Genomic DNA, 19,517 nt, shown 5'->3' with positions numbered 1-19,517 from the left:
GCGTTCAGGGCCGCACGCCATCTATCCCTCGCGGGACTGGCAACCGCCTCGAACATACGCAAATGAAGAGGAAGCATAAGGAAGTGAAGCCCGTGAAATATGCCTATGGCCTGACTTCGGCACTTCTCGTCGGCGGCGCGGCGATCTCGCTCGCGACCGGCCAGCCCGCAGGCGCGCAAGTCGCCCAGAACGACGAGAGCCGCATGGCCGGCGCCGTTCCCCGCGCCGGCGCGCCCGAAAGCTTTGCCGACCTCACCGCGCAGCTCCAGCCCGCGGTGGTCAACATCTCGACCACCCAGCGGGTCGAAGTGCAGTCGGCCAATCCCTTCGCCGGCACTCCGTTCGAGGGGCTGTTCGGCAGCCGCGGCGGCGGATCGCAAGAGCCGCAGTATCGCGAGGGGCAGTCGCTCGGCTCGGGCTTTGTCATTTCGGCCGACGGTTACATCGTCACCAACAACCACGTCATCGCCCCCGCGGGCCGCGCGACGGTGGAACAGATCACCGTGACGATGCCCGACGGCACCGAATATCCGGCCGAACTGGTCGGCGCGGACCGACAGTCGGACCTCGCGGTGCTCAAGATTTCACGCGATGAGCCTTTCCCGTTCGTCGAGTTCGGCGATTCGGAGCATTCGCGCGTGGGCGACTGGGTGGTCGCGATCGGCAACCCGTTCGGGCTCGGCGGCACCGTCACCAGCGGGATCATCTCGGCGGTCTACCGCACGCCGCCCACCGGCGGCGTCACCGGCGCCTACGACCGCTACATCCAGACCGACGCGAGCATCAACCGCGGCAATTCGGGCGGTCCGCTGTTCGACATGCAGGGCAACGTGATCGGGATCAACAACGCGATCATCTCGCCGACCGGCGGCAGCGTGGGCATCGGCTTCGCGATTCCCGCCGACATCGCCGCGCCGATCGTCGCGCAGCTCCGCCGGGGCGAACGCGTCGAGCGCGGCTATCTCGGCGTGTCGCTCGGCCCGGTGAACGATGACATCGCCGATTCGGTCGGCCTCGATCGCAGCGTCGGCGAATTCGTCCAGATCGTGCGCGACGGCGACCCCGCCGCCCGCGCGGGCATCCAACCCGGCGACATCATCGTCGAGGTCGGCGGCGAGACCGTGACTAACGATCGCAGCGTGTCGTATATCGTCGCCAACACCGCGCCGGGCACGACCCTGCCGGTCACGCTGTACCGCAACGGCGAACGCCGCACGGTCAACGTCACCGTCGGCCAGTTCCCGACCGACGAAGCGCTGGCGCAGGAGCAGGAACAGTTCGACCTCGAGGCCGAACCCGAAGCGACCGACGAGCCGCAGACCGGCGCGGTCGCCGAACAGCTCGGGCTGCAGGTGATGGATCTGACGCCCGCGATCGCACGCCAGCTCCGCGCGCCCGCGGGCACGCAGGGCGTCGTGATCGCGGCGGTGGATCGCGGGTCCGACGCGGGCCAGAAGGTCACCCGGGGCGACATCATCCTGAGCGCGAACTACAACGACGTCGCCACCGCCGCCGATCTCGAGCGGATCGTGCGCGAGGCGCAGGCGAGCGGACGCGAGGCGGTGCTGCTGCGCATCCAGCGCGTCGGGGCCCAGAGCCCGTTCTACGTGCCGATCCGCCTGCGCTGACGCGCGGGACGGTTCCGCCGACGAAAAGGCGAAGGCCCTTCCGCGCTGCGGGAGGGCCTTTTTCGTAGCTACTCGCCGCGCCGCGTGCCCGCGGGGCTTTCCTGCGGGCCCTGCGGCGGGAGGACGCGGAAGCGCACCGGCGGCGTCTGCGCGGGGCCCGGCGGCTCGCGCCCGGTCGCGCGATCGAGGAAATCGTCGCTCGCGGCCTGCCCCGCGCCGCCATTGTCGCCGCCCGATTGCGGGCCCGATGGCTGGGACGGGGGTTGCCGCGGGCGATCGGCGGGCGGCGCCTCGCCCTCGATCGGGAACGGGAATTCGCCCGGCTCCTCGGGCATGCCGGGCTCGATCAGGTTGCCCTGCTCGTCGATGTAGTAATAGTCGTCCGGCTCGCCGTAGTAATATTCGTCGTCGGGTTCGAGCTGCCATTCGGGCAGTTGCAGCTCGGTATCGAACTGCTCGACCGGCCGGTCCTTCACGGCATAGCGCATGTAGGCGGCGAACGCCTGCGCGGGCGCCCGCCCGCCCTGCAAACCGGGCACCGGATCGGCGTCGTCGCGGCCCATCCACACCCCGGTGGTGATCCCGCTGGAAAAGCCGAGGAACCAGCCGTCCTTGTTCGAATTGGTCGTGCCGGTCTTGCCCGCGACCGGGCGGCCGATCTGCGCCGCGCGCCCCGTCCCGGTGTTGACCGTGGTCTGCAGCAGGTCCGTGATGCCCGCCGCGACATAGTCCGGCACCAGCCTGGTCGAGCGCGCATCCTCGTGTTCGTAGAGCGTCTCGCCCTCGGTCGTCGTTACCTTGACGATGCCGTAGGGTTCGACCGAACTGCCGCCCGCAGAGATCGCCGCGAAGGCGCGCGCCATGTCGATTACGCGCACTTCGGAACTGCCGAGCACCATCGCCGGATAGGTCGAGATCGGAGTGGTGATGCCGAAGCGCTTGGCCATCGAGGCCACCGTGCCGAAGCCGACTTCGTTGCCGAGTTGCGCGGCGACGGTGTTCTTCGAATAGGCGAAGGCCGCGCGCACGTCGATCTCGCCGGCATAGGTGCCGCCCGAATTGCGCGGGCTCCAGCCGTCGATCGTCACCGGCGCGTCGACCACCCGGTCCTCGGGCGTGTAACCGGCTTCGAGCGCGGCGAGATAGACGAACAGCTTCCACGCCGATCCCGGCTGGCGCACCGCCTCTGTCGCGCGGTTGTAGTTGGTCTCGACGTAATCGGTCCCGCCCACCATCGCCAGGATCGCGCCGTCGCGGTCGAGGCTGATCAGCGCGCCTTGCGCGCCGGACGGGGTGTTGGACTTGATCGCCGCAGTCGCCGCGCGCTGCATGCCGACATCGATCGTCGTCCACACCTCGATCGGCTCGAAGGTTTCGGGCAGCAGGATGTCGAGCTGCGGCAGCGCCCAGTCGGTGAAGTAACGCACCGAGTTCTGGCTGCGGTCTTCCTTGAGCTTGACCGCCGACGGGTCGACGTTCGCTTCGCTCGCCGAAATGCGCCCCTGCTCGCGCATCAGCCGCAGCACTACGTTGGCGCGATCGACGGCGGCATCGACGTCGGCGGTCGGCGAATAGCGGCTCGGTGCTTTGACCAGCCCGGCGATGATCGCCGCCTCGGCGGTCGAAAGCTCGCTCGCCGGATGGCTGAAGAACTTGCGGCTCGCGCTGTCGATGCCGTAGGCACCGCCGCCGAAATAGACCTTGTTGAGATAGAGCTCGAGGATCTGCTCCTTCGAGAACTTCCATTCCAGCGCCATCGCCAGCACCGCCTCGCGCAGCTTGCGGTCGAGCGAGCGATTGGAATTGAGAAAGATGTTGCGTGCGAGCTGCTGGGTGATCGTGGACGTGGCGGAGATGCGCCGGTCGTCGGTCATCGCCACCCACAGCGCGCGGGCAAGGCCGTAGGGGTCGACCCCGAAGTGCAAGTAATAGCGCCGGTCCTCGACCGAGATCATCGCATTCTTCATGACCTCCGGAATTTCGGAGCTGTCGAGCCATTCGCCGTAGCTGGGGCCGAGTTCGACGATCTCGGTCCCGTCTCGCGCGCGTACCACGATCATCTGCGCGGTCTGGGTCGCGCGCAATTGCTGGTAGCCGGGGAGCGAGCGCGCGGCGAAGGCCACCGCGAGGCCGAGGAACAGGACGCCGAGCAGCGCCAGCCCGCCGCCCCAGATCGCCAGCCGCCGCGCCCACAGCTTCCACCCGGTCGTCTCGCGCTTGCCGGTCGACTTGGCGGCCTTCCGCCGGCTGCCACGCTTCGCCATCTGTACTCGCTTATCTTACCCTGGGCCGCAGCCCGTTTACCCGTCGCGTAGGCGTTGCATAGGCCAGTTGTAACCCGGCGTGAACGGGGTTGGCGCGTTATTCTTCAGGCGTGAAATCGAGCGCCGCCGAATTGATGCAGTAACGCAAGCCGTCGGCGCCCGGTCCGTCGGGAAAGACATGGCCCAGGTGCCCGGCGCATTTGGCGCAGGTGACTTCGGTGCGGACCATGCCGTGGCTGGTGTCGCTGTGCTCCTCCACCGCATCGCCGGCGGCGGGTGCGGTGAAGCTGGGCCAGCCCGATCCACTGTCGTACTTGTCGCTGCTTTCGAACAGCGGCTGGCCGCAGGCGGCGCAGCGGTACTCGCCCGCCTGCTTGTTCTTGTCGTACTTGCCGGTGAAGGCGCGCTCGGTCCCGCCTTCGCGCAGCACGCGATACTGCTCGGGCGTCAGCCGCTCGCGCCATTCGGCGTCGGTAAGGTTCATCTTGTCGGGCATGGTGATCTCCTTGGCAGGAGATATGGGAAGCGCGGTGCGCGCGGTCAAACGTCCAGTTCGGCGTAGTGGCGCGGCGGCTGGATCACTTCCATCCGTTCGGAGAGCAGCGGGCGGAACGAGGGGCGGCTCTTGAACACCGAATACCACCCGCGCGTCTGCTCGTGCCCGCTCCAGTCGATCCCGCCGAGATAGTCCGCGACCGAGATCTGCGCCGCGGCGGCGAGGTCCGCCAGGCTCATCGTCGCGCCTGCCAGCCAGGTGCGGTTGTCGACCAGCCAGTCGATATAATCGAGGTGCCCGTGCGCCAGCTTCATCGCTTCGCGCAGCACGCGCGAATCGGGCGGCTGGCGCAGCACCAGGCGCTTCTTCATCCGCTCGTGCAGCAGCGGCATGGTGACGTCGCCGAAGAAGTTCTCGTCGAACAAGGCGACCAGCCGGCGGATTTCCGCGCGGTTGGTCGCGGTGCCATTGATCATCGGCGACTTGTCCACCGTCTCCTCGAAATATTCGCAGATCGCGCGGCTGTCGGCGAGCGCGATCTTGCGTTCGGGATCGTGCAGCACCGGAGTGCGCCCGGCCGGGTTGAGCGCCCAGAACGCGTCGCTCGCGTCCCACGGGTTCTCGCGCCACAGCTCGTAGCCGACGCCCTTCTCGCTCAGCAGCAGGCGGACCTTGCGGCTGAACGGGCAGAGGGGAAATTGATAGAGGCGCCACATATCGGAGGCCGCTCATGCCCCAAGCGCGGCGGGGCGTCTACCGGTGCGCGGCCCGCGATGCGCGATTATGCGCATCCGTCTACGGCGTGCGGCGCTGCGCTTCCTCGATCCCGGCGCGCAGGCGTTCGGCCATCTCGCCCAATGCGGGGCGCATCGCCTCGATGCTGCCCGCCATCGCCGCCATCGCGCCCATCGCGCGCGGCAGTTCGCGCGCCGCTTCGGCCGGGATGTCGCCCGCCTGCGGGTTCATGCTGCGCAAGGTGAGATCGGGATCGACGCTGCCCGGCGCGGCGCCCGTGGCTTCGGCCAGCGGCGCGACGAACGGCGCGAGCGGCAGGTCGAGGAGAACTTCGCCGAGCACCGCGATCGTCGCGGCCATCTGCTCCTGCGCGGCGGGGTCGGCGAGCCGCTGTGAAAGCGGCGCTTCGTACTGCGGTTCGGCATCTTCGTAGCCGTCGTAGTCGTAATAATCCCCGGCCGGCTGGGCAGACGCCGCGGCGGGCAGCGCCAGCACGGCAGCGGCGGACAAGGCGAGAATACGCATGGGCTTTCTCCATCGGGTTCGCGCGGGGTACTGCCGCGCGCCGCCTGACCGCGCCGTGAACGTTGCGGCGAACCGTGCCATCAGAGCCCCGAAGCGTCGAGCAGTAGCAGACACGGCGGCATGACCTCGGCCAGAGCGCCGGGCTCGCCCAGCGCGGTGATCTCGTTCGCCAACAGCGCGGCGACTTCCTCGCGCGTCATCCCCGTCTCGTCCATCATCTGTGCCGAACTGCGGACGAAGAACTCCCGCCCGCGCTCGCCCAGCGGCGGCCATTCGGCCATCGCCGGATCGCCCCGCGCCTGCCCCTGCGCCACCAGCGCGAAGGCGACCGAACAGCGCAGCGCCGTCTTCTGCTGGACGGTCGGCTCGGCGGCGGCGCCATCGGGGGCGGTCTGGGCATGGGCCGCGGGAACGAGCGCGGCCAGCGCGAGTAGGACAGGCAAGGCAGATCGTTTCATGACACCGCCCCTATAGCGTGGACGATGAATGCTTGCCTACCACGCGGTTGACGCACTCCGCGCCCGCCGCCATTTCCTCCTCGCACGACATCAGGAGCTTTCCACCCATGGCCGACTATCCCACGCTCAACCTCCTCATCGGCGGCGACACGCTTGCGGGCGGCGGCCGCGAAACGAGCGAGGTGGACAATCCGGCCACGGGCGAGACCATCGGCACCCTGCCCCACGCCACCGCCGCCGATCTTGATACCGCGCTCGACAACGCCAAGGCGGGCTTTCGCGAATGGCGCGACACTTCGGCCGACAAGCGCGCCGCGATCCTCGCGAAAGCCGCCGGGCTGATGAAGGAGCGCGCGGGCGACATCGGCAAGGTTCTCACCGCCGAGCAGGGCAAGCCGGTCAAGGAAGCGACCGGCGAAGTGATGTACGCCGCGATGCTGCTCGAATTCTACGCGGGCGAGATCAAGCGCATCTACGGCCGCACGATGGTTCGCCCGGCGGGCCAGCGGGTCGAGGTGCAGTATCACCCGGTCGGCCCCGTCGCCGGGTTCGCGCCGTGGAATTTCCCCGCGATCAACGTGATGCGCAAGATCGGCGGCGCGCTGGCGGCGGGCTGCTCGACGATCGTCAAGCCGTCGGAGGAAACGCCTGCCACCGGCCTCGCGCTGGTCCAGGCGCTGCTCGACGCGGGCGTGCCGGGCAACGTGGTGCAATGCGTGTTCGGCGAGCCCGACGCGGTCAGCCGCCACCTCCTCGCTTCCCCGATCATCCGCAAGCTGACCTTCACCGGCTCGACCAAGGTCGGCAAGCATCTGGCGAAGCTGGCGGCAGACGATCTCAAGATCACCACGATGGAACTGGGCGGCCACGCCCCGGTGCTGGTGTTCGACGACAGCGACATCGACAAGACGCTCGACGCCATGGTCGGCGCCAAGTTCCGCAACGCCGGGCAGGTCTGCGTCAGCCCCACCCGCTTCCTGGTGCAGGAGGGCGTGTTCGAGAAATTCCGCGACGGATTCGCCGAACGGGCGAAGGCGATCAAGGTCGGCGACGGGATGGAGGACGGCACGCAGATGGGCCCGATGGCCAATTCGCGCGGGCTCGATTCCATGGAAAAGCTGCTCGGCAACGCGCAGGAAAAGGGCGCGAAACTGCTCGCCGGCGGATCGCGCATCGGCAACCGGGGCTTTTTCCACGAGCCGACGGTGCTGTCCGAAGTCCCGCTCGACGCCGAGATCATGAACGAGGAGCCGTTCGGCCCGGTCGCGCTGGTCAATCCCATGGCCGGCGAGGATGCGATGATCGAGGAAGCGAACCGCCTGCCCTACGGCCTCGCCGCCTATGCCTGGACCAACGATCCGGCACGCCGCCGCCGCCTCGCCGCCGAGGTCGAATCGGGCATGCTCGCGATCAACGGCGCCAACGTCTCGGCGGTCGATGCGCCGTTCGGCGGGGTCAAGTGGTCGGGCTACGGCAGTGAGGACGGGCGCGAGGGCGTGATGGCCTGCATGGTGCCCAAGACCATCCACGAAGGCTGATTTCGTCCTTCGAGACGGTTCGGCCTGCGGCCTCACCTCCTCAGGATGAGCGGAGATGGACGATAATCGCTCATCCTGAGGAGCCGAAGCCGAATGGCTGAGGCGTCTCGAAGGGCCAGTGCATAACGGAGAATGCCAATATGAAGACCCGCGCCGCCGTCGCCTTCGAGGCGAAGAAGCCGCTCGAAATCGTCGAGCTCGACCTCGAAGGCCCCAAGGCGGGCGAGGTGCTGGTCGAGATCATGGCGACCGGCATCTGCCACACCGACGCCTACACGCTCGACGGACTCGACAGCGAGGGGCTGTTCCCCTCGGTGCTCGGGCACGAGGGCGCCGGGATCGTGCGCGAGGTGGGCGCGGGCGTCACTTCGGTCGCGCCGGGCGACCACGTGATCCCGCTCTACACGCCCGAATGCCGCCAGTGTAAATCGTGCCTGTCGGGCAAGACCAACCTGTGCACCGCGATCCGCGCGACGCAGGGCAAGGGGCTGATGCCCGACGGGACGAGCCGCTTTTCGCACAAGGGGCAGACGATCCATCACTACATGGGCTGCTCGACCTTCTCGAACTTCACCGTCCTGCCGGAAATCGCGGTCGCGAAGATCCGCGAGGACGCGCCGTTCCAGACCAGTTGCTATATCGGCTGCGGGGTGACCACCGGCGTCGGCGCGGTGGTCAACACCGCCAAGGTACAGCCGGGCGACAACGTGGTCGTGTTCGGCCTCGGCGGGATCGGCCTCAACGTCATCCAGGGCGCGCGGCTGGCGGGCGCGAACATGATCGTCGGCATCGACCTCAACCCCGAACGCGAGGAATGGGGCCGCAAGTTCGGCATGACCCATTTCGTGAACACCACGGGCATGAGCCGCGAGGACACCGTGGCCAAGGTGGTCGAGCTGACCGACGGCGGCGCCGACTACACCTTCGACTGCACCGGCAACACCGAGGTCATGCGCACCGCGCTGGAAGCGTGCCATCGCGGCTGGGGCACCTCCATCGTGATCGGCGTGGCCGAAGCGGGCAAGGAAATCGCCACCCGCCCGTTCCAGCTGGTGACCGGGCGCAACTGGCGCGGCACCGCGTTCGGCGGCGCGCGCGGCCGCACCGACGTGCCTAAGATCGTCGACTGGTACATGGACGGCAAGATCGCGATCGACCCGATGATCACCCACGTGCTTTCGCTGGAAGAGATCAACCAGGGCTTCGACCTGATGCACAAGGGCGAGAGCATCAGGAGCGTGGTGGTTTACTGAACCTGCGACAAGGAGAGAGCGACATGTTCAATCACGTGATGGTCGGTGCGAACGACCTCGACCAGTCGAAGCGCTTCTACGACGCCGTGCTCGGCACGTTGGGCTTTTCGGGCGAGGCGATCCGCAACGAAACCGCCAGCGGCCACACCCGGCTGTTCTACATTCACGACGGCGATACCTTCTGCGTCAGCGAGCCGATCGACGACCAGCCCGCCACTGCGGCGAACGGCGGCACGATCGGCTTCAAGTGTTCCTCGCCCGATCAGGTGAAGCAGTTCCACGATGTCGCGGTGGCGAACGGCGGCACCTCGATCGAGGACCCGCCGGGCCTGCGCGAAGGCAGCGCGCTCGGCCCGATGCACCTCAGCTACGTGCGCGATCCGGCCGGCAACAAGCTCTGCGCGATCCACCGCGGCGGCTAGGCCATGACCATCGAAACCGTCAGCACCAACCGCGCCCATGGCGGGACGCAAGGCGTCTATCGCCATGCCTCCGCAGAAACCGGCACCGGGATGACCTTCTCGGTCTTCGTGCCCGATCGGGTGGCAAAAGCCGGGGGCGCCGCGAAGCTGCCGGTGCTGTGGTATCTCTCGGGCCTCACCTGCACCCATGCCAACGTCACCGAGAAGGGCGAATACCGCGCTGCCTGCGCGGAAGCCGGCGTGATCTTCGTCGCGCCGGACACCTCCCCACGTGGTGACGATGTGCCCGATGCCGAGGACGAATACGATTTCGGCAAGGGCGCGGGCTTCTACCTCGACGCGACACAGGAACCGTGGGCGAAAAACTACCGCATGCGCAGCTACCTCGAGCGCGAGCTGCCCGAGGTGATCGCGGCGCAGTTCCCGATGGCCGACATGGGCCGCCAGTCGATCATGGGCCATTCGATGGGCGGTCACGGCGCGCTGACCATCGGCCTGCGGAACCCGGAGAAATTCCGCTCGATCAGCGCCTTCTCTCCCATCGTCGCGCCCAGCGAAGTGCCGTGGGGCGAAAAGGCGTTCGGCCGCTATCTCGGAGACGACCGCGCCTCGTGGCGCGAATACGACGCCGTCGCGCTGATCGAAGACGGCGCCCGCCACGATCACCTGCTGATCGACCAGGGCACCGGCGACCAGTTCCTCGTCGAACAGCTGCGCACCCACCGCCTCGCCGAAGCCTGCCAGTCCGCCGGCATCGACGCCACGATCCGCTTGCAGGCGGGCTACGACCACTCGTACTACTTCATCGCCACCTTCATGGCCGAGCATGTGCGCTGGCATGCGGAGCGGCTCGGATAGGGAGAATCCGGCGATGGCGGATTTCGCGCAGGGGACGGTCCACACCGCGCCCGAAGACTTCGAGCAGGCGATCCGCGCGGACCCCGCGGTGCTGGCGCTGTGGGACGGACTCACCCCGCTCGGCCGCAACGAGTTCCTCTGCTGGGTCGAAGACGCGAAGAAGCCCGCGACCCGCGCCCGCCGCATCGAGCGCACCCGCGAGGAACTGCGCGAAGGCAAGCGCCGCCCGTGCTGCTGGGCCGGATGCATCCACCGGACCGACAAGGCGCCGGGCAAGTGGCAGCAGGCCGTGCTGGTCGAAAAGCGCGGACGGCGCGGTGGCTAACGCTGCGATAAGAACTGTGCGTGAAACGCGCCCGCCGCAAATACGACGGGCGCCAGTACTCATCCTCGCATGAATTCCAGCAGATCGTCGCCCAGCCGCTCGGTCTGCGTCGCGAACACCGCGTGGGGTTCGCCATCGTACTCGATCAGCTTCGCGCCCGGCACCTTTTCCGCCACCTGACGGCCCGTCGCGTCGATCGGGACGGTCTTGTCCTTGGTTCCGTGGATCACCAGCGTCGGCACCGTGAAGCTCGCCAGATCGGGCCGGAAATCGGTGTCGGCAAAAGCACCCGCCGACTTCAGCGTGGCCCATTGCGCGCTCATCATCGTGGTCATCCAGGCCCAGTGTTTCTCCTCGTCGGAAACCTTTTGGCTCGCCCAGCCGTCACCGTAGAAATCCTTGAAGAAATCGGTGAAGAAGCCCCGGAAATCGGTCTTCATGCCTTCCGTCATCTCGTCCAGCGTCGACTGCGGAACGCCATCGGGATTGTCATCGGTCTGCTTCATGAACGGGACCACCGAGCTGACCAGCGCCACCCGGCTCACGCCCTTGCCTTGGTGCCGGGAAAGATAACGCGCGATCTCGCCGCCGCCCATGGAGAAACCGACAAGGCCGACATCGGAAGAAAGGCCGAGTTCGGCCATCAGATCGGCCAGATCGTCGGCGAACGTATCGTAATTGTAGCCGCCGGGGGCGTGATCCGACCGCCCGAAACCGCGCCGGTCGTAAGCGATCGCCTTGAACCCGGCATCGGCGAATTTCATCATCACCGGGTCCCAGCTATCGCCCGACAGCGGCCAGCCGTGGATGAATATGACCGGGCGGCCCTCGCCGACATGTTTGTAGCGGATACGGGTTCCATCGCGTGTCTCGAAAAAGGGCACGGGCATTCCTCTCAGTGAGTTGATTACACTGGATCAATTGCGATGCAGGGCAATCGTTCCGTCGCCCCGAACGGGCGGTTTCCTACATGCCCCGCGCCCGCTAACCTGCGCTCTCTGCTCTTTCGCATCGTGACGACCCGGCCGAGGATCGCGCAAGGCGACACCGCCGCGCCCCAAGGCGACGCTTTTCGCGCGCAAGGTGACACTTTTGCGGCCAAGGCGACGCCTTTTCGCGCAAGGCGACATTCTTTGCCCTGGACTGTGTAACACGCGGTCCATGTCTCGCCCGGTGAAGGGCGAATCGCCAGCCTTCGACCCTCTCTTGTCATCCCTGCGAAGGCGGGGATCCAGCTACCCTTTGCGACGCGCGTTACGTCAGCTGGACCCCCGCCTTCGCGGGGGTGACGAACACGAGGTGCCTACCGCCGCACCTCGAACAGCGCGTACTCCGCGCGCCAGTTCGCGCCGCCGGTGCCCACCTCGCGGTCGGCGGTGAAGAACCAGCGGTTCTCGATTGCCACGCCGAGCGCGGCGGTGAGCGCCTCGAAGTCCTTCACCGTGACGTGGTGGATGTTGGCGGTTTCGTACCAGCTGACCGGCAGGTGGCGCGTCACCGGCATCCGGCCGCGCCGCATCAGCGCCCAGCGCATCCGCCAATAGGCGAAGTTGGGGAAGGAGACGAAGGCGCGGCGGCCCACGCGCAGCAGTTCGGCCAGCATCCGGTCGGGGCGCGCGGCGGTTTGCAGCGTCTGGCTGAGGATCGCGACGTCGAACGCGCCGTCGGGGTAGAAGGCGAGATCGCGGTCGGCATCGCCCTGCACCACGGAGAGGCCACGTGCCACGCAGCGCTCGACCAGCGCCGGATCGATCTCGATCCCGCGCGCGTCCACCCCCTTGTCGCGCCGCAGCGCCGCCATCAGCGCGCCGTCGCCGCAGCCGACGTCGAGCACGCGCACGCCCTCGGGCACCTGCTTCGCGATGACCGCGAGATCGGGGCGCAATTGCTCAGCCATCGAGGAACCCCTGCACCACGCGGTCGAGCGCGGGCACGTCGAGCAGGAAGCTGTCGTGGCCGTAGGGCGCCGAAAGCTCGACGAAGCTGACCGGAGCGCCAGCCGCGTTGAGCGCGTGGACCACGTGGCGGCTCTCGGCGGTGGGATAGAGCCAGTCGGTGTCGAAGCTGACGAGGCAGAACCGCGCGCTGCTGCCCGCGAAGGCATCGGCCAGCTTGCCGCCATGCTCCTCGGCGATGTCGAAGTAGTCCATCGCGCGGGTGATGTAGAGGTAGCTGTTGGCGTCGAACCGCCGCGTGAACCCGCTGCCCTGATAGCGCAGGTAGCTCTCGACCTGGAAATCGGCATCGAACCCGAAGCTCTTCGCCTCCCTGTCCTGCAACCGCCGCCCGAACTTCTCGGTCAGGCCCGCTTCGGACAGGTAGGTGATGTGCGCCGCCATCCGCGCCACCGACAGGCCCGCGTCGGGGGCCGTATCGTGCGCGTAGTAGTCGCCCTCGCGCCAGTCGGGATCGGCCATGATCGCCTGTCGCCCGACCTCGTGGAAGGCGATGTTCTGCGCCGAGTGCCGCGCGGTGGTGGCGATCGCGAGCACCCGCGCCGCGCGCTCGGGGAAGTTGGCGGCGAGACTCAGCGCCTGCATCCCGCCCATCGACCCGCCGACCACCGCGTGCAGCCGCGCGATCCCCAGCCCGTCGAGCAGCGCGACGAGGCCGCGCACCATGTCGCGCACGGTGATCACGGGGAAGCGCATGGCATAGGGCTGGCAGTCGGGGCCTGCGCTGGCGGGCCCGGTCGAGCCCATGCAGCTGCCGATCACGTTGGCGCAGATGACGTGATAGCGGTCGGTGTCGATCGGCTTGCCGGGGCCGACCATCCGCTCCCACCACCCCGGCTTGCCGGTGACGGGATGCGCGCTGGCGAGGTACTGGTCGCCGGTCAGCGCGTGGCACACGAGGATCGCGTTGCCCTTGTCCGCCGCAAGCTCGCCGTAGGTTTCGTAAGCAATGCTCGCATCCGCCAGCGCCTGCCCGCCGTCGAGCGGGAGCGGGGCGGGAAGCGCGTAGCTCCTGGAAGGCGTCGCGGTGGCCATGGCGGCGCGGGGATTGGGGGCCGCCCGCGCGCCTGTCAACACATTGGCCCATGGTCGGCCAAAGGAGGATTTGCTTCGTTTCGCCGCCGCCGCGGGTTATGCGCCCCGCCACCATGCCCGACCAGCCGACCCGCAAACCCTGGATCGAAGCGATCCACGCCTACGTGCCCGGCCGCGCGACGGGGGCCGACGGGCGCGAACTGGCCAAGCTCTCGGCCAACGAGAACCCGCTCGGCACCAGCCCGGCGGCGCTGGCTGCGCTTGGCGAAGCCGCCCCACCCGCGCGCTATCCCGACCCCGACGCTCGCGCGCTGCGGCAGGCGATCGGCGAACTGCACGGGGTCGACCCGGCGCGGATCGTCTGCGGCACCGGCTCGGACGAACTGCTCAACCTCGCCGCGCAAGGCTATGCCGGGCCGGGCGACGAGGTGCTGTTCACCCGCTACAGCTTCGCGGTCTACGACATCGCCGCCCGCCGCTGCGGTGCGACCCCGGTCGAGGCGGCCGACGCCGACTACGCAACCGACGTCGATGCGCTGCTCGGCGCGGTGACCGAACGCACCCGCGTGGTGTTCCTCGCCAACCCGAACAACCCGACCGGCAGCTACCTGCCCGCCGGCGAAGTCGCGCGCCTCCACGCCGGCCTGCCGCGCGACGTGCTGTTCGTGCTCGATCAGGCCTATGCCGAATACCTCGCACCCGAGGACGACGACGGCGGGCTCGCACTGGCGGCGGCGCACGACAACGTGCTCGTCACCCGCACCTTCTCCAAGATTCACGGCCTTGCGGGCGAGCGGATCGGCTGGGCCACCGGCGCGCCCGAGATCGTGGACACCCTCAATCGCATTCGCGGCCCGTTCAACGTGACCAGCCACGGACAAACCGCCGCGCTCGCCGCGCTCGGCGATCACGGCTTCGTCGAGCGTTCGCGCGAGCATAATGCGGAGGAACGCGCGCGCTTCTCGCAGGCGATCGAAGCGCTGGGCAATCACGGTCTGCGCGCGCTGCCGAGCAAGGCGAACTTCGTGCTCGTGCTGTTCGAAGGCGCGCTGACTGCCGCCGCCGCGCTCGACGAACTTGCCGAGGCAGGCTTCGCGGTGCGCCACCTTCCGGGGCAGGGTCTCGGCCATGGCCTGCGCATCACGGTCGGTACGCGCGAACAGATGGATACGATCGCGGCGACTCTACGCGAACTGGCGGAGGCCGCGCGATGAGCATCGAGCGCGTTGCGATCATCGGCCTCGGCCTGCTCGGCGGCTCGGTCGGCCTCGCGGTGGCCGAGCACCTGCCCGGCGTCGCCACCACCGGCTACGACGCCGACCCCGACGTGCGCCGCCGCGCCGCCGAACGCGGCCTCGTCGGCACCGTCTGCGACACGCCAGAGGACGCGGTGGCAGAGGCCGACCTCGTCGTGCTCTGCGTGCCCGTCGGCGCGATGGGCGCGGCGGCACGCTCGTTCGCAGCCGCCCTGCCCGAACCCGCGATCGTCAGCGATGTCGGCTCGTCCAAGCAGTCGGTCGGCCAAGCGCTCGCCGAGGCACTGCCGGGCCGCTGCGTGATCCCTGCACACCCGGTTGCAGGCACCGAACGCAGCGGGCCGGACGCGGGCTTTGCCAGCCTGTTCCACCGCCGCTGGTGCATCCTCACCCCGCCCGCCGACGCCGACCCGGCGGCGGTGGCGCAGCTATCCACCTTCTGGGAAGCGCTCGGCGCGAAGGTCGAGACGATGGACGCCGCGCACCACGATCTCGTGCTCGCGGTCACCAGCCATATCCCGCACCTGATAGCCTACACCATCGTCGGCACCGCGTCGGACCTCGAGGACGTGACCCGCAGCGAGGTCATCAAGTATTCGGCCGGCGGCTTCCGCGATTTCACCCGCATCGCCGCGAGCGACCCGACGATGTGGCGCGACGTGTTCCTGACCAACCGCGACGCGGTGCTCGAAATGCTTGGCCGCTTCACCGAAGACCTGACCGCGCTCCAGCGCGCGATCCGCCGCGACGACGGCGAGGCGCTGTTCGACCTCTTCACCCGCACCCGCGACATCCGCCGCTCGATCGTCGAACAAGGCCAGGACGACGCCCGCCCCGACTTCGGCCGCGCGGATCACTGAGCGGCAGGCTCGATCCCGTTCAGCGCGTTGATCGCCTCGGTCACGCGCGTTTCCACTTCGGCGCGCGGCAGGCCCGGTTCGATCGCATCGCCAAAGCGATAGGTGATCGTGCCCGCCCGCTTGAGGTGGCGGTGATAGAGCGGGCCGCTGTTCACCGCGACTGGCACCACCGGCAGGCCGAGCAGCTTGTAGAGGCCCGCGAAGCCCGCTTGCAGTGCGTGGCGCTCGCCGTGCGGTACGCGGGTGCCTTCGGGAAAGATCACTAGCGGGCGGCCCTGCGCCGAGTAGGCCCGCGCCGCCGAGACCATCGCGCGTAGTGTCCGCGCGCCGCCGTCGCGCGCCACCGGCACGCAGCCGTAGGCCGCCGCCGCCCGCCCCCAGCCGGGGATGCCGAACAGCTCGCGCTTGGCGAACGGCACCGGCCATTCGAACAGGCACGGCGCGTCGATCGCCTCGAAGAAGCTCTCGTGCCGGACGGCGTAGAGCGCGGGGCCCGCGATCGGCGCGCCTTCCACGCGCACCCGGATGCCGAGAAACGCGCGCGCGCAGCCTCTGTGGAAGCCGCACCAGCCCGCCACGACCTTGCCCAGCGCCGGGCGGCTCAACGGCGCGGCGATCACCGCGGCGAGCACATAGGCCACGCTGCCGAGGTAGAACGCGAGATAGAAGGCGAGATTGCGCAGCAGGGTCATGCCACGATCCGCGCCGCGGTGCTGGCGAGCAGCTTGTGATATTCGAGCACGAGGATGCGCAGCGAGGGTTGCGAGGGCACGGCGTCGCGCACCACCTCGACCCCGTCGGGCAGGGCCTCGGCGATCTCGCCCGCCGCGCGGCGCATGTGCCAGTCGGTGGTGACGAGGCGCAGCGAGCGCACCCGGCGGCGCGAGACCCAGCGTGCGGTTTCGGTGGCGTTGCTGCGCGTGTCGACCGCCGCGAAGCCGAGCGAGACGCAGCATTCCATCACGTCCATCGGCACGCCGAACTGCTCGGCGAACTCGGCCGGCTTCACTTCGGGATCGACGCCGGTGACGAGCATGGCCCGCGCCTCGCCCGATCCCAGCACCGCCAGCCCGCGCTCGATCCGGCCCGCCGCGCCGGTGGGCACGATCACCGCATCGGTGCGCGCCGCGCCCGCCGGGCCCGGCAGCGCGACCGCGAACCACAGGAAGCCCAGCGCCCATGCGATGAGCACGGCGGCGGCGGCCCGGCGGATCACAGGATCCGCCTCAGCGCCGCGAGCACCGTCAGCCGCGCAGTCGCCATCGCGATGCCGACCCCGGCGAGCGGAATCGCCGCGAGTGCGATCCAGTCGGTCACCGACAGCCCGCCGCCTGCGATCATGCCCGAGCCGAGCGCGGCGAACTGCCGGCCCAGCAAAGTCGTCGCGACGGTGCCGATCGCCAAACCCACCACGCCGCCGAGCACCGCGTCGTAGCCGATCGAGCGCTGGAAGATGCGCGCGATCTGCGCGTCCGTCCCGCCGAGCAGGTGGACGATCTCGATCGTGTCGCGGTTGCCGCCCAGCGCCGAGCGCGCCGCGAGCCACACCGCCGCCGCGCTCGTCAGCGCGAGCAGCACGACCAGCGCGATCGCCAGCCACTGGAGCGAAGCGATCGCGCCGAACACCGGCTGCAGCCAGCCCGATTGCGCATCGACCCGGGCGCCCGGTGCGGTTTGCACCAGCCGCGCCTGGAGCCGTGCGATCGCGGCATCGTCGGCCGCGCCGCGCAGCCGCACATCGATCAGCGCCGGGACCGGCACGGTGGCATCCTCCGCCCCGACGCCGAGCCACGGTTCGAGCAGCGCCTCCAGCTCGCTCTCGGGCACGCGCCGGTGGCTGGCCACTTCGGGCGCGGCGGCGAGCACGCGCTCGGCGGCCCGTGCCTGCCGCTCGCGCTCGGCGGGCCCGGCCTCCACCACCTGCACGGTCGCGCCGCCGGAAAGCTCCGCGCGCGCGGCCTCGGTCATGTTCTGCAGCGCGAGGCCGCCCGCCGCGGCGATCACCGTCAGCGCGACCATGATCGCGATCACCCACGGCATCGGCCCGGAAAGGCGCGCCTGCGGCACCAGCCGCGCGGCGCGCTCGCCGCCGAACTTCGCCCGTCCGCGGCCGAGCGCACGATCGAGCACCGGGGGCCGCTTCACGGCTGCACTCCATCGCGGCGCGCGGCGCGCGGCGGATAGCGCAGCGCGCCGGTGGGATCGGACAGGCGCCCCCGGTCGAGCCGCATGATCAGCGAATCGGGCACTTTCTTCAGCAGGTGAACATCGTGGGTCGCGACGACGACCGTGGTGCCGAGCCGGTTGAGCGCCTCGAACAGGCGCAGCAGCTTCAGCGCCATGTCGGGATCGACGTTGCCGGTCGGCTCGTCCGCCACCAGCATGTCGGGCCGGCCGATCACCGCGCGCGCGATCGCCACGCGCTGCTGTTCACCGCCCGAGAGCGTGGCTGGCCGAGCGTGGTGCCGGTGGGTCAGCCCGACCCAGTCGAGCATGTCGGCGACCGGCCGCGCCACATCGGCTTCCGGCACGCCCGAGACGCGCAGCGGCAGCGCGACGTTGTCGAACGCCGAGAGGTGCGGCACGAGGCGGAAATCCTGAAACACGACGCCCAGCCGCCGGCGGAACGCGGGCAGGCGCGCGCGCGGCAGGGTGATGACGTCGGTGCCGAACATCCGGATCGCTCCGCGCGATGGACGCTGCGCGAGGTAGAGCAGCTTGAGCAGCGAGGTCTTGCCCGCCCCGCTCGCCCCGGTGAGGAAATAGAAGCTGCCGGGAAAAAGCGTGAACGAAACGTCGCGCAGCACCTCGCCGTCGGTGCCGTAGCGCAGCCCGACGTTGTCGAACGCGACGATCTCCGCATCGGGATCGGTCATGGGCGAAACGGGGGTCGCGCGGTCGGGAGAAGGCAAATCGGCATCTGCGCGCGGCTATAGCGGCGCTTCGATGTGGAAAAAAGCCGCTCGCACGCCTCCTCCACGCCGGGCGAGCCTTGTTGCGATTCGCACCGCGCCGTAAGAACCGAGATTGCAATGATCATCGCCTGTCCCGCCTGCGCAACGCGCTATGTGGTTCCAGACAGCGCCATCGGCGTGGACGGACGGACGGTTCGCTGCGCGAAATGCCGGCACAGCTGGTTCCAGGAAGGCAGCGGCGCGGACCTGCCGCCAGCTCCGGTCGCCCCGCCACCACCCCCTCCTGCGCCTGTCCCGGAGCCCGTTCCGCAAGCGGCTCCCGTGCCGGAGGCTGTCGAGGAGCCCGTCACCGCCCCACCGCCCCCGCCGGAGGATCACGCCGGCGAACCATTGCCGGACGAATCGCCTGCCCCACCTGCTGACGAGGCCACCGACGATGGCTATTCCCCCTTCGCCGCCGAGCCGCCCTTTCGCCCGCGGCGCAACCGGCTACGGATATGGACCGCCGCCGCCGCGGCGTTCGCGGTGCTCGCGCTCGGTACGATCGCCGCGGTCAGCTACTGGGGCCTGCCCGACTGGGTTCCGGTCAGCCGCCCGACCTTCGCGGTGGAGCAGCCCGACCTCGTGCTCGAATTTCCGGCCGACCAGCAGGACCGGCGCACGCTGCCCAACGGCACCGAATTCTTCGGCGCGAGCGGCACGATCACCAACGTCGGTCGCGAGACGCGCAGCGTGCCTTCGATCCTCATCGTGATGCGCGATGCGCGCGACCGGATCGTCTACAGCTGGGAAGTCGCCCCGCCGCAGCCGCGCCTCGCGCCGGGCGAGAGCATGACGATAAACGAAGCGGTGACCGACGTTCCCAAGTCCGCCAAGTTCGCCGAAATCGGCTGGAAGCCCGGCCGATAACTCCAACGCGCCCGGCCTCGTCGGCCCAATGCGCGTAGCCTCGCGTCAAACCGCTTGCGGAGCCCGCAGCCTGTTGCTAGTGGCG

The 19,517-nt window shown here is 69.1% G+C and carries 21 protein-coding genes and 1 pseudogene; 10 read left to right on the top strand and 12 right to left on the bottom strand.

Features of this window, described 5'->3' with window-relative positions; all coding sequences use genetic code 11:
* The first annotated feature begins 62 nt into the window (after nucleotides 1-62).
* On the top strand, nucleotides 63-1,628 hold the full coding sequence (locus tag ACE3QC_RS12615; protein ID WP_374408761.1) for a Do family serine endopeptidase: 1,566 nt from the start codon (nucleotides 63-65) through the stop codon (nucleotides 1,626-1,628).
* A gap of 68 nt (nucleotides 1,629-1,696) precedes the next feature.
* Here ACE3QC_RS12615 and ACE3QC_RS12610 read toward each other — a convergent pair whose 3' ends face one another.
* From ACE3QC_RS12610 to ACE3QC_RS12590, 5 genes are all read right to left on the bottom strand, one after another.
* Nucleotides 1,697-3,892, bottom strand: a complete 2,196-nt coding sequence (locus ACE3QC_RS12610) for a PBP1A family penicillin-binding protein (protein WP_374408759.1) — start codon at nucleotides 3,890-3,892, stop codon at nucleotides 1,697-1,699.
* Between the two features lie 97 nt (nucleotides 3,893-3,989).
* Complete coding sequence (msrB, locus tag ACE3QC_RS12605; RefSeq protein ID WP_374408757.1) at nucleotides 3,990-4,388, bottom strand: peptide-methionine (R)-S-oxide reductase MsrB; 399 nt, start codon at nucleotides 4,386-4,388, stop codon at nucleotides 3,990-3,992.
* Between the two features lie 44 nt (nucleotides 4,389-4,432).
* Nucleotides 4,433-5,104, bottom strand: a complete 672-nt coding sequence (locus ACE3QC_RS12600) for a glutathione S-transferase family protein (RefSeq protein ID WP_374408755.1) — start codon at nucleotides 5,102-5,104, stop codon at nucleotides 4,433-4,435.
* Nucleotides 5,105-5,183: 79 nt separating this feature from the next.
* Entirely contained in the window at nucleotides 5,184-5,648 is a 465-nt protein-coding gene (locus ACE3QC_RS12595) for a hypothetical protein (RefSeq protein ID WP_374408754.1), read from the bottom strand.
* A gap of 80 nt (nucleotides 5,649-5,728) precedes the next feature.
* Nucleotides 5,729-6,106: a hypothetical protein gene (locus ACE3QC_RS12590; RefSeq protein ID WP_374408752.1), complete on the bottom strand. Its 378-nt coding sequence runs from the start codon at nucleotides 6,104-6,106 to the stop codon at nucleotides 5,729-5,731.
* Nucleotides 6,107-6,213: 107 nt separating this feature from the next.
* Between ACE3QC_RS12590 and ACE3QC_RS12585 the strand changes: the two genes are divergently transcribed.
* From ACE3QC_RS12585 to ACE3QC_RS12565, 5 genes are all read left to right on the top strand, one after another.
* Nucleotides 6,214-7,644: an NAD-dependent succinate-semialdehyde dehydrogenase gene (locus ACE3QC_RS12585; RefSeq protein WP_374408750.1), complete on the top strand. Its 1,431-nt coding sequence runs from the start codon at nucleotides 6,214-6,216 to the stop codon at nucleotides 7,642-7,644.
* 140 nt (nucleotides 7,645-7,784) lie between these two features.
* Nucleotides 7,785-8,897 (top strand): S-(hydroxymethyl)glutathione dehydrogenase/class III alcohol dehydrogenase, encoded by a 1,113-nt coding sequence (locus ACE3QC_RS12580; protein WP_374408748.1) that lies wholly within the window; start codon nucleotides 7,785-7,787, stop codon nucleotides 8,895-8,897.
* Between the two features lie 23 nt (nucleotides 8,898-8,920).
* The gene (locus ACE3QC_RS12575) at nucleotides 8,921-9,319 is read left to right on the top strand and encodes a VOC family protein (protein WP_374408746.1); all 399 of its coding nucleotides are present in this window, start codon (nucleotides 8,921-8,923) and stop codon (nucleotides 9,317-9,319) included.
* A gap of 3 nt (nucleotides 9,320-9,322) precedes the next feature.
* Nucleotides 9,323-10,177: an S-formylglutathione hydrolase gene (gene fghA, locus ACE3QC_RS12570; protein ID WP_374408744.1), complete on the top strand. Its 855-nt coding sequence runs from the start codon at nucleotides 9,323-9,325 to the stop codon at nucleotides 10,175-10,177.
* A 13-nt stretch (nucleotides 10,178-10,190) separates the two neighbouring features.
* Nucleotides 10,191-10,502: a YdeI/OmpD-associated family protein gene (locus ACE3QC_RS12565; RefSeq protein ID WP_374408743.1), complete on the top strand. Its 312-nt coding sequence runs from the start codon at nucleotides 10,191-10,193 to the stop codon at nucleotides 10,500-10,502.
* Nucleotides 10,503-10,561: 59 nt separating this feature from the next.
* On the opposite strand, the gene ACE3QC_RS12560 is transcribed toward ACE3QC_RS12565, so the two are convergent.
* From ACE3QC_RS12560 to ACE3QC_RS12550, 3 genes are all read right to left on the bottom strand, one after another.
* Nucleotides 10,562-11,386 carry an alpha/beta fold hydrolase gene (locus ACE3QC_RS12560; RefSeq protein ID WP_374408741.1) on the bottom strand — a complete coding sequence of 275 codons (825 nt, stop codon included), beginning with the start codon at nucleotides 11,384-11,386 and terminating at the stop codon, nucleotides 10,562-10,564.
* A 419-nt stretch (nucleotides 11,387-11,805) separates the two neighbouring features.
* Nucleotides 11,806-12,399: a methionine biosynthesis protein MetW gene (metW, locus tag ACE3QC_RS12555; protein ID WP_374408739.1), complete on the bottom strand. Its 594-nt coding sequence runs from the start codon at nucleotides 12,397-12,399 to the stop codon at nucleotides 11,806-11,808.
* Nucleotides 12,392-13,492 (bottom strand): homoserine O-acetyltransferase, encoded by a 1,101-nt coding sequence (locus ACE3QC_RS12550; RefSeq protein ID WP_374408738.1) that lies wholly within the window; start codon nucleotides 13,490-13,492, stop codon nucleotides 12,392-12,394. Before ACE3QC_RS12550 ends, metW begins: the two co-directional genes overlap by 8 nt.
* 113 nt (nucleotides 13,493-13,605) lie before the next feature.
* Between ACE3QC_RS12550 and hisC the strand changes: the two genes are divergently transcribed.
* Both hisC and ACE3QC_RS12540 read left to right on the top strand, forming a co-directional pair.
* On the top strand, nucleotides 13,606-14,706 hold the full coding sequence (gene hisC, locus ACE3QC_RS12545) for a histidinol-phosphate transaminase (protein ID WP_374408736.1): 1,101 nt from the start codon (nucleotides 13,606-13,608) through the stop codon (nucleotides 14,704-14,706).
* Nucleotides 14,703-15,608 (top strand): prephenate/arogenate dehydrogenase family protein, encoded by a 906-nt coding sequence (locus tag ACE3QC_RS12540; RefSeq protein ID WP_374408734.1) that lies wholly within the window; start codon nucleotides 14,703-14,705, stop codon nucleotides 15,606-15,608. Before hisC ends, ACE3QC_RS12540 begins: the two co-directional genes overlap by 4 nt.
* Here the strand turns inward: ACE3QC_RS12540 and ACE3QC_RS12535 are convergent.
* The 4 genes from ACE3QC_RS12535 to ftsE are packed head-to-tail and all read right to left on the bottom strand — an operon-like array spanning nucleotide 15,602 to nucleotide 18,484.
* Nucleotides 15,602-16,300 carry a lysophospholipid acyltransferase family protein gene (locus ACE3QC_RS12535; protein WP_374408733.1) on the bottom strand — a complete coding sequence of 233 codons (699 nt, stop codon included), beginning with the start codon at nucleotides 16,298-16,300 and terminating at the stop codon, nucleotides 15,602-15,604. The two genes, ACE3QC_RS12540 and ACE3QC_RS12535, sit on opposite strands and share 7 nt — an antisense overlap.
* Nucleotides 16,297-16,824, bottom strand: coding sequence for a YdcF family protein (locus ACE3QC_RS12530; RefSeq protein ID WP_374408731.1), 528 nt, complete (start codon nucleotides 16,822-16,824; stop codon nucleotides 16,297-16,299). The genes ACE3QC_RS12535 and ACE3QC_RS12530 overlap by 4 nt, the downstream gene beginning before the upstream one ends.
* Complete coding sequence (locus ACE3QC_RS12525) at nucleotides 16,821-17,753, bottom strand: cell division protein FtsX (RefSeq protein ID WP_374408729.1); 933 nt, start codon at nucleotides 17,751-17,753, stop codon at nucleotides 16,821-16,823. Before ACE3QC_RS12525 ends, ACE3QC_RS12530 begins: the two co-directional genes overlap by 4 nt.
* Nucleotides 17,750-18,484, bottom strand: a complete 735-nt coding sequence (ftsE, locus tag ACE3QC_RS12520; RefSeq protein WP_374408727.1) for a cell division ATP-binding protein FtsE — start codon at nucleotides 18,482-18,484, stop codon at nucleotides 17,750-17,752. The genes ACE3QC_RS12525 and ftsE overlap by 4 nt, the downstream gene beginning before the upstream one ends.
* Before the next feature lie 156 nt (nucleotides 18,485-18,640).
* On the opposite strand from ftsE, the pseudogene ACE3QC_RS12515 reads away from it, so the two are divergent.
* Both ACE3QC_RS12515 and ACE3QC_RS12510 read left to right on the top strand, forming a co-directional pair.
* Nucleotides 18,641-18,736, top strand: a pseudogene (locus tag ACE3QC_RS12515) (MJ0042-type zinc finger domain-containing protein); the annotation flags it as partial.
* A gap of 108 nt (nucleotides 18,737-18,844) precedes the next feature.
* The gene (locus ACE3QC_RS12510; protein ID WP_374408926.1) at nucleotides 18,845-19,432 is read left to right on the top strand and encodes a thioredoxin; all 588 of its coding nucleotides are present in this window, start codon (nucleotides 18,845-18,847) and stop codon (nucleotides 19,430-19,432) included.
* Nucleotides 19,433-19,517 lie beyond the last annotated feature (85 nt).

It is taken from the genome of Pelagerythrobacter sp. (assembly GCF_041912895.1).
GTDB lineage: Bacteria > Pseudomonadota > Alphaproteobacteria > Sphingomonadales > Sphingomonadaceae > Pelagerythrobacter.
This window is presented reverse-complemented; position numbering and strand designations above follow the sequence as displayed.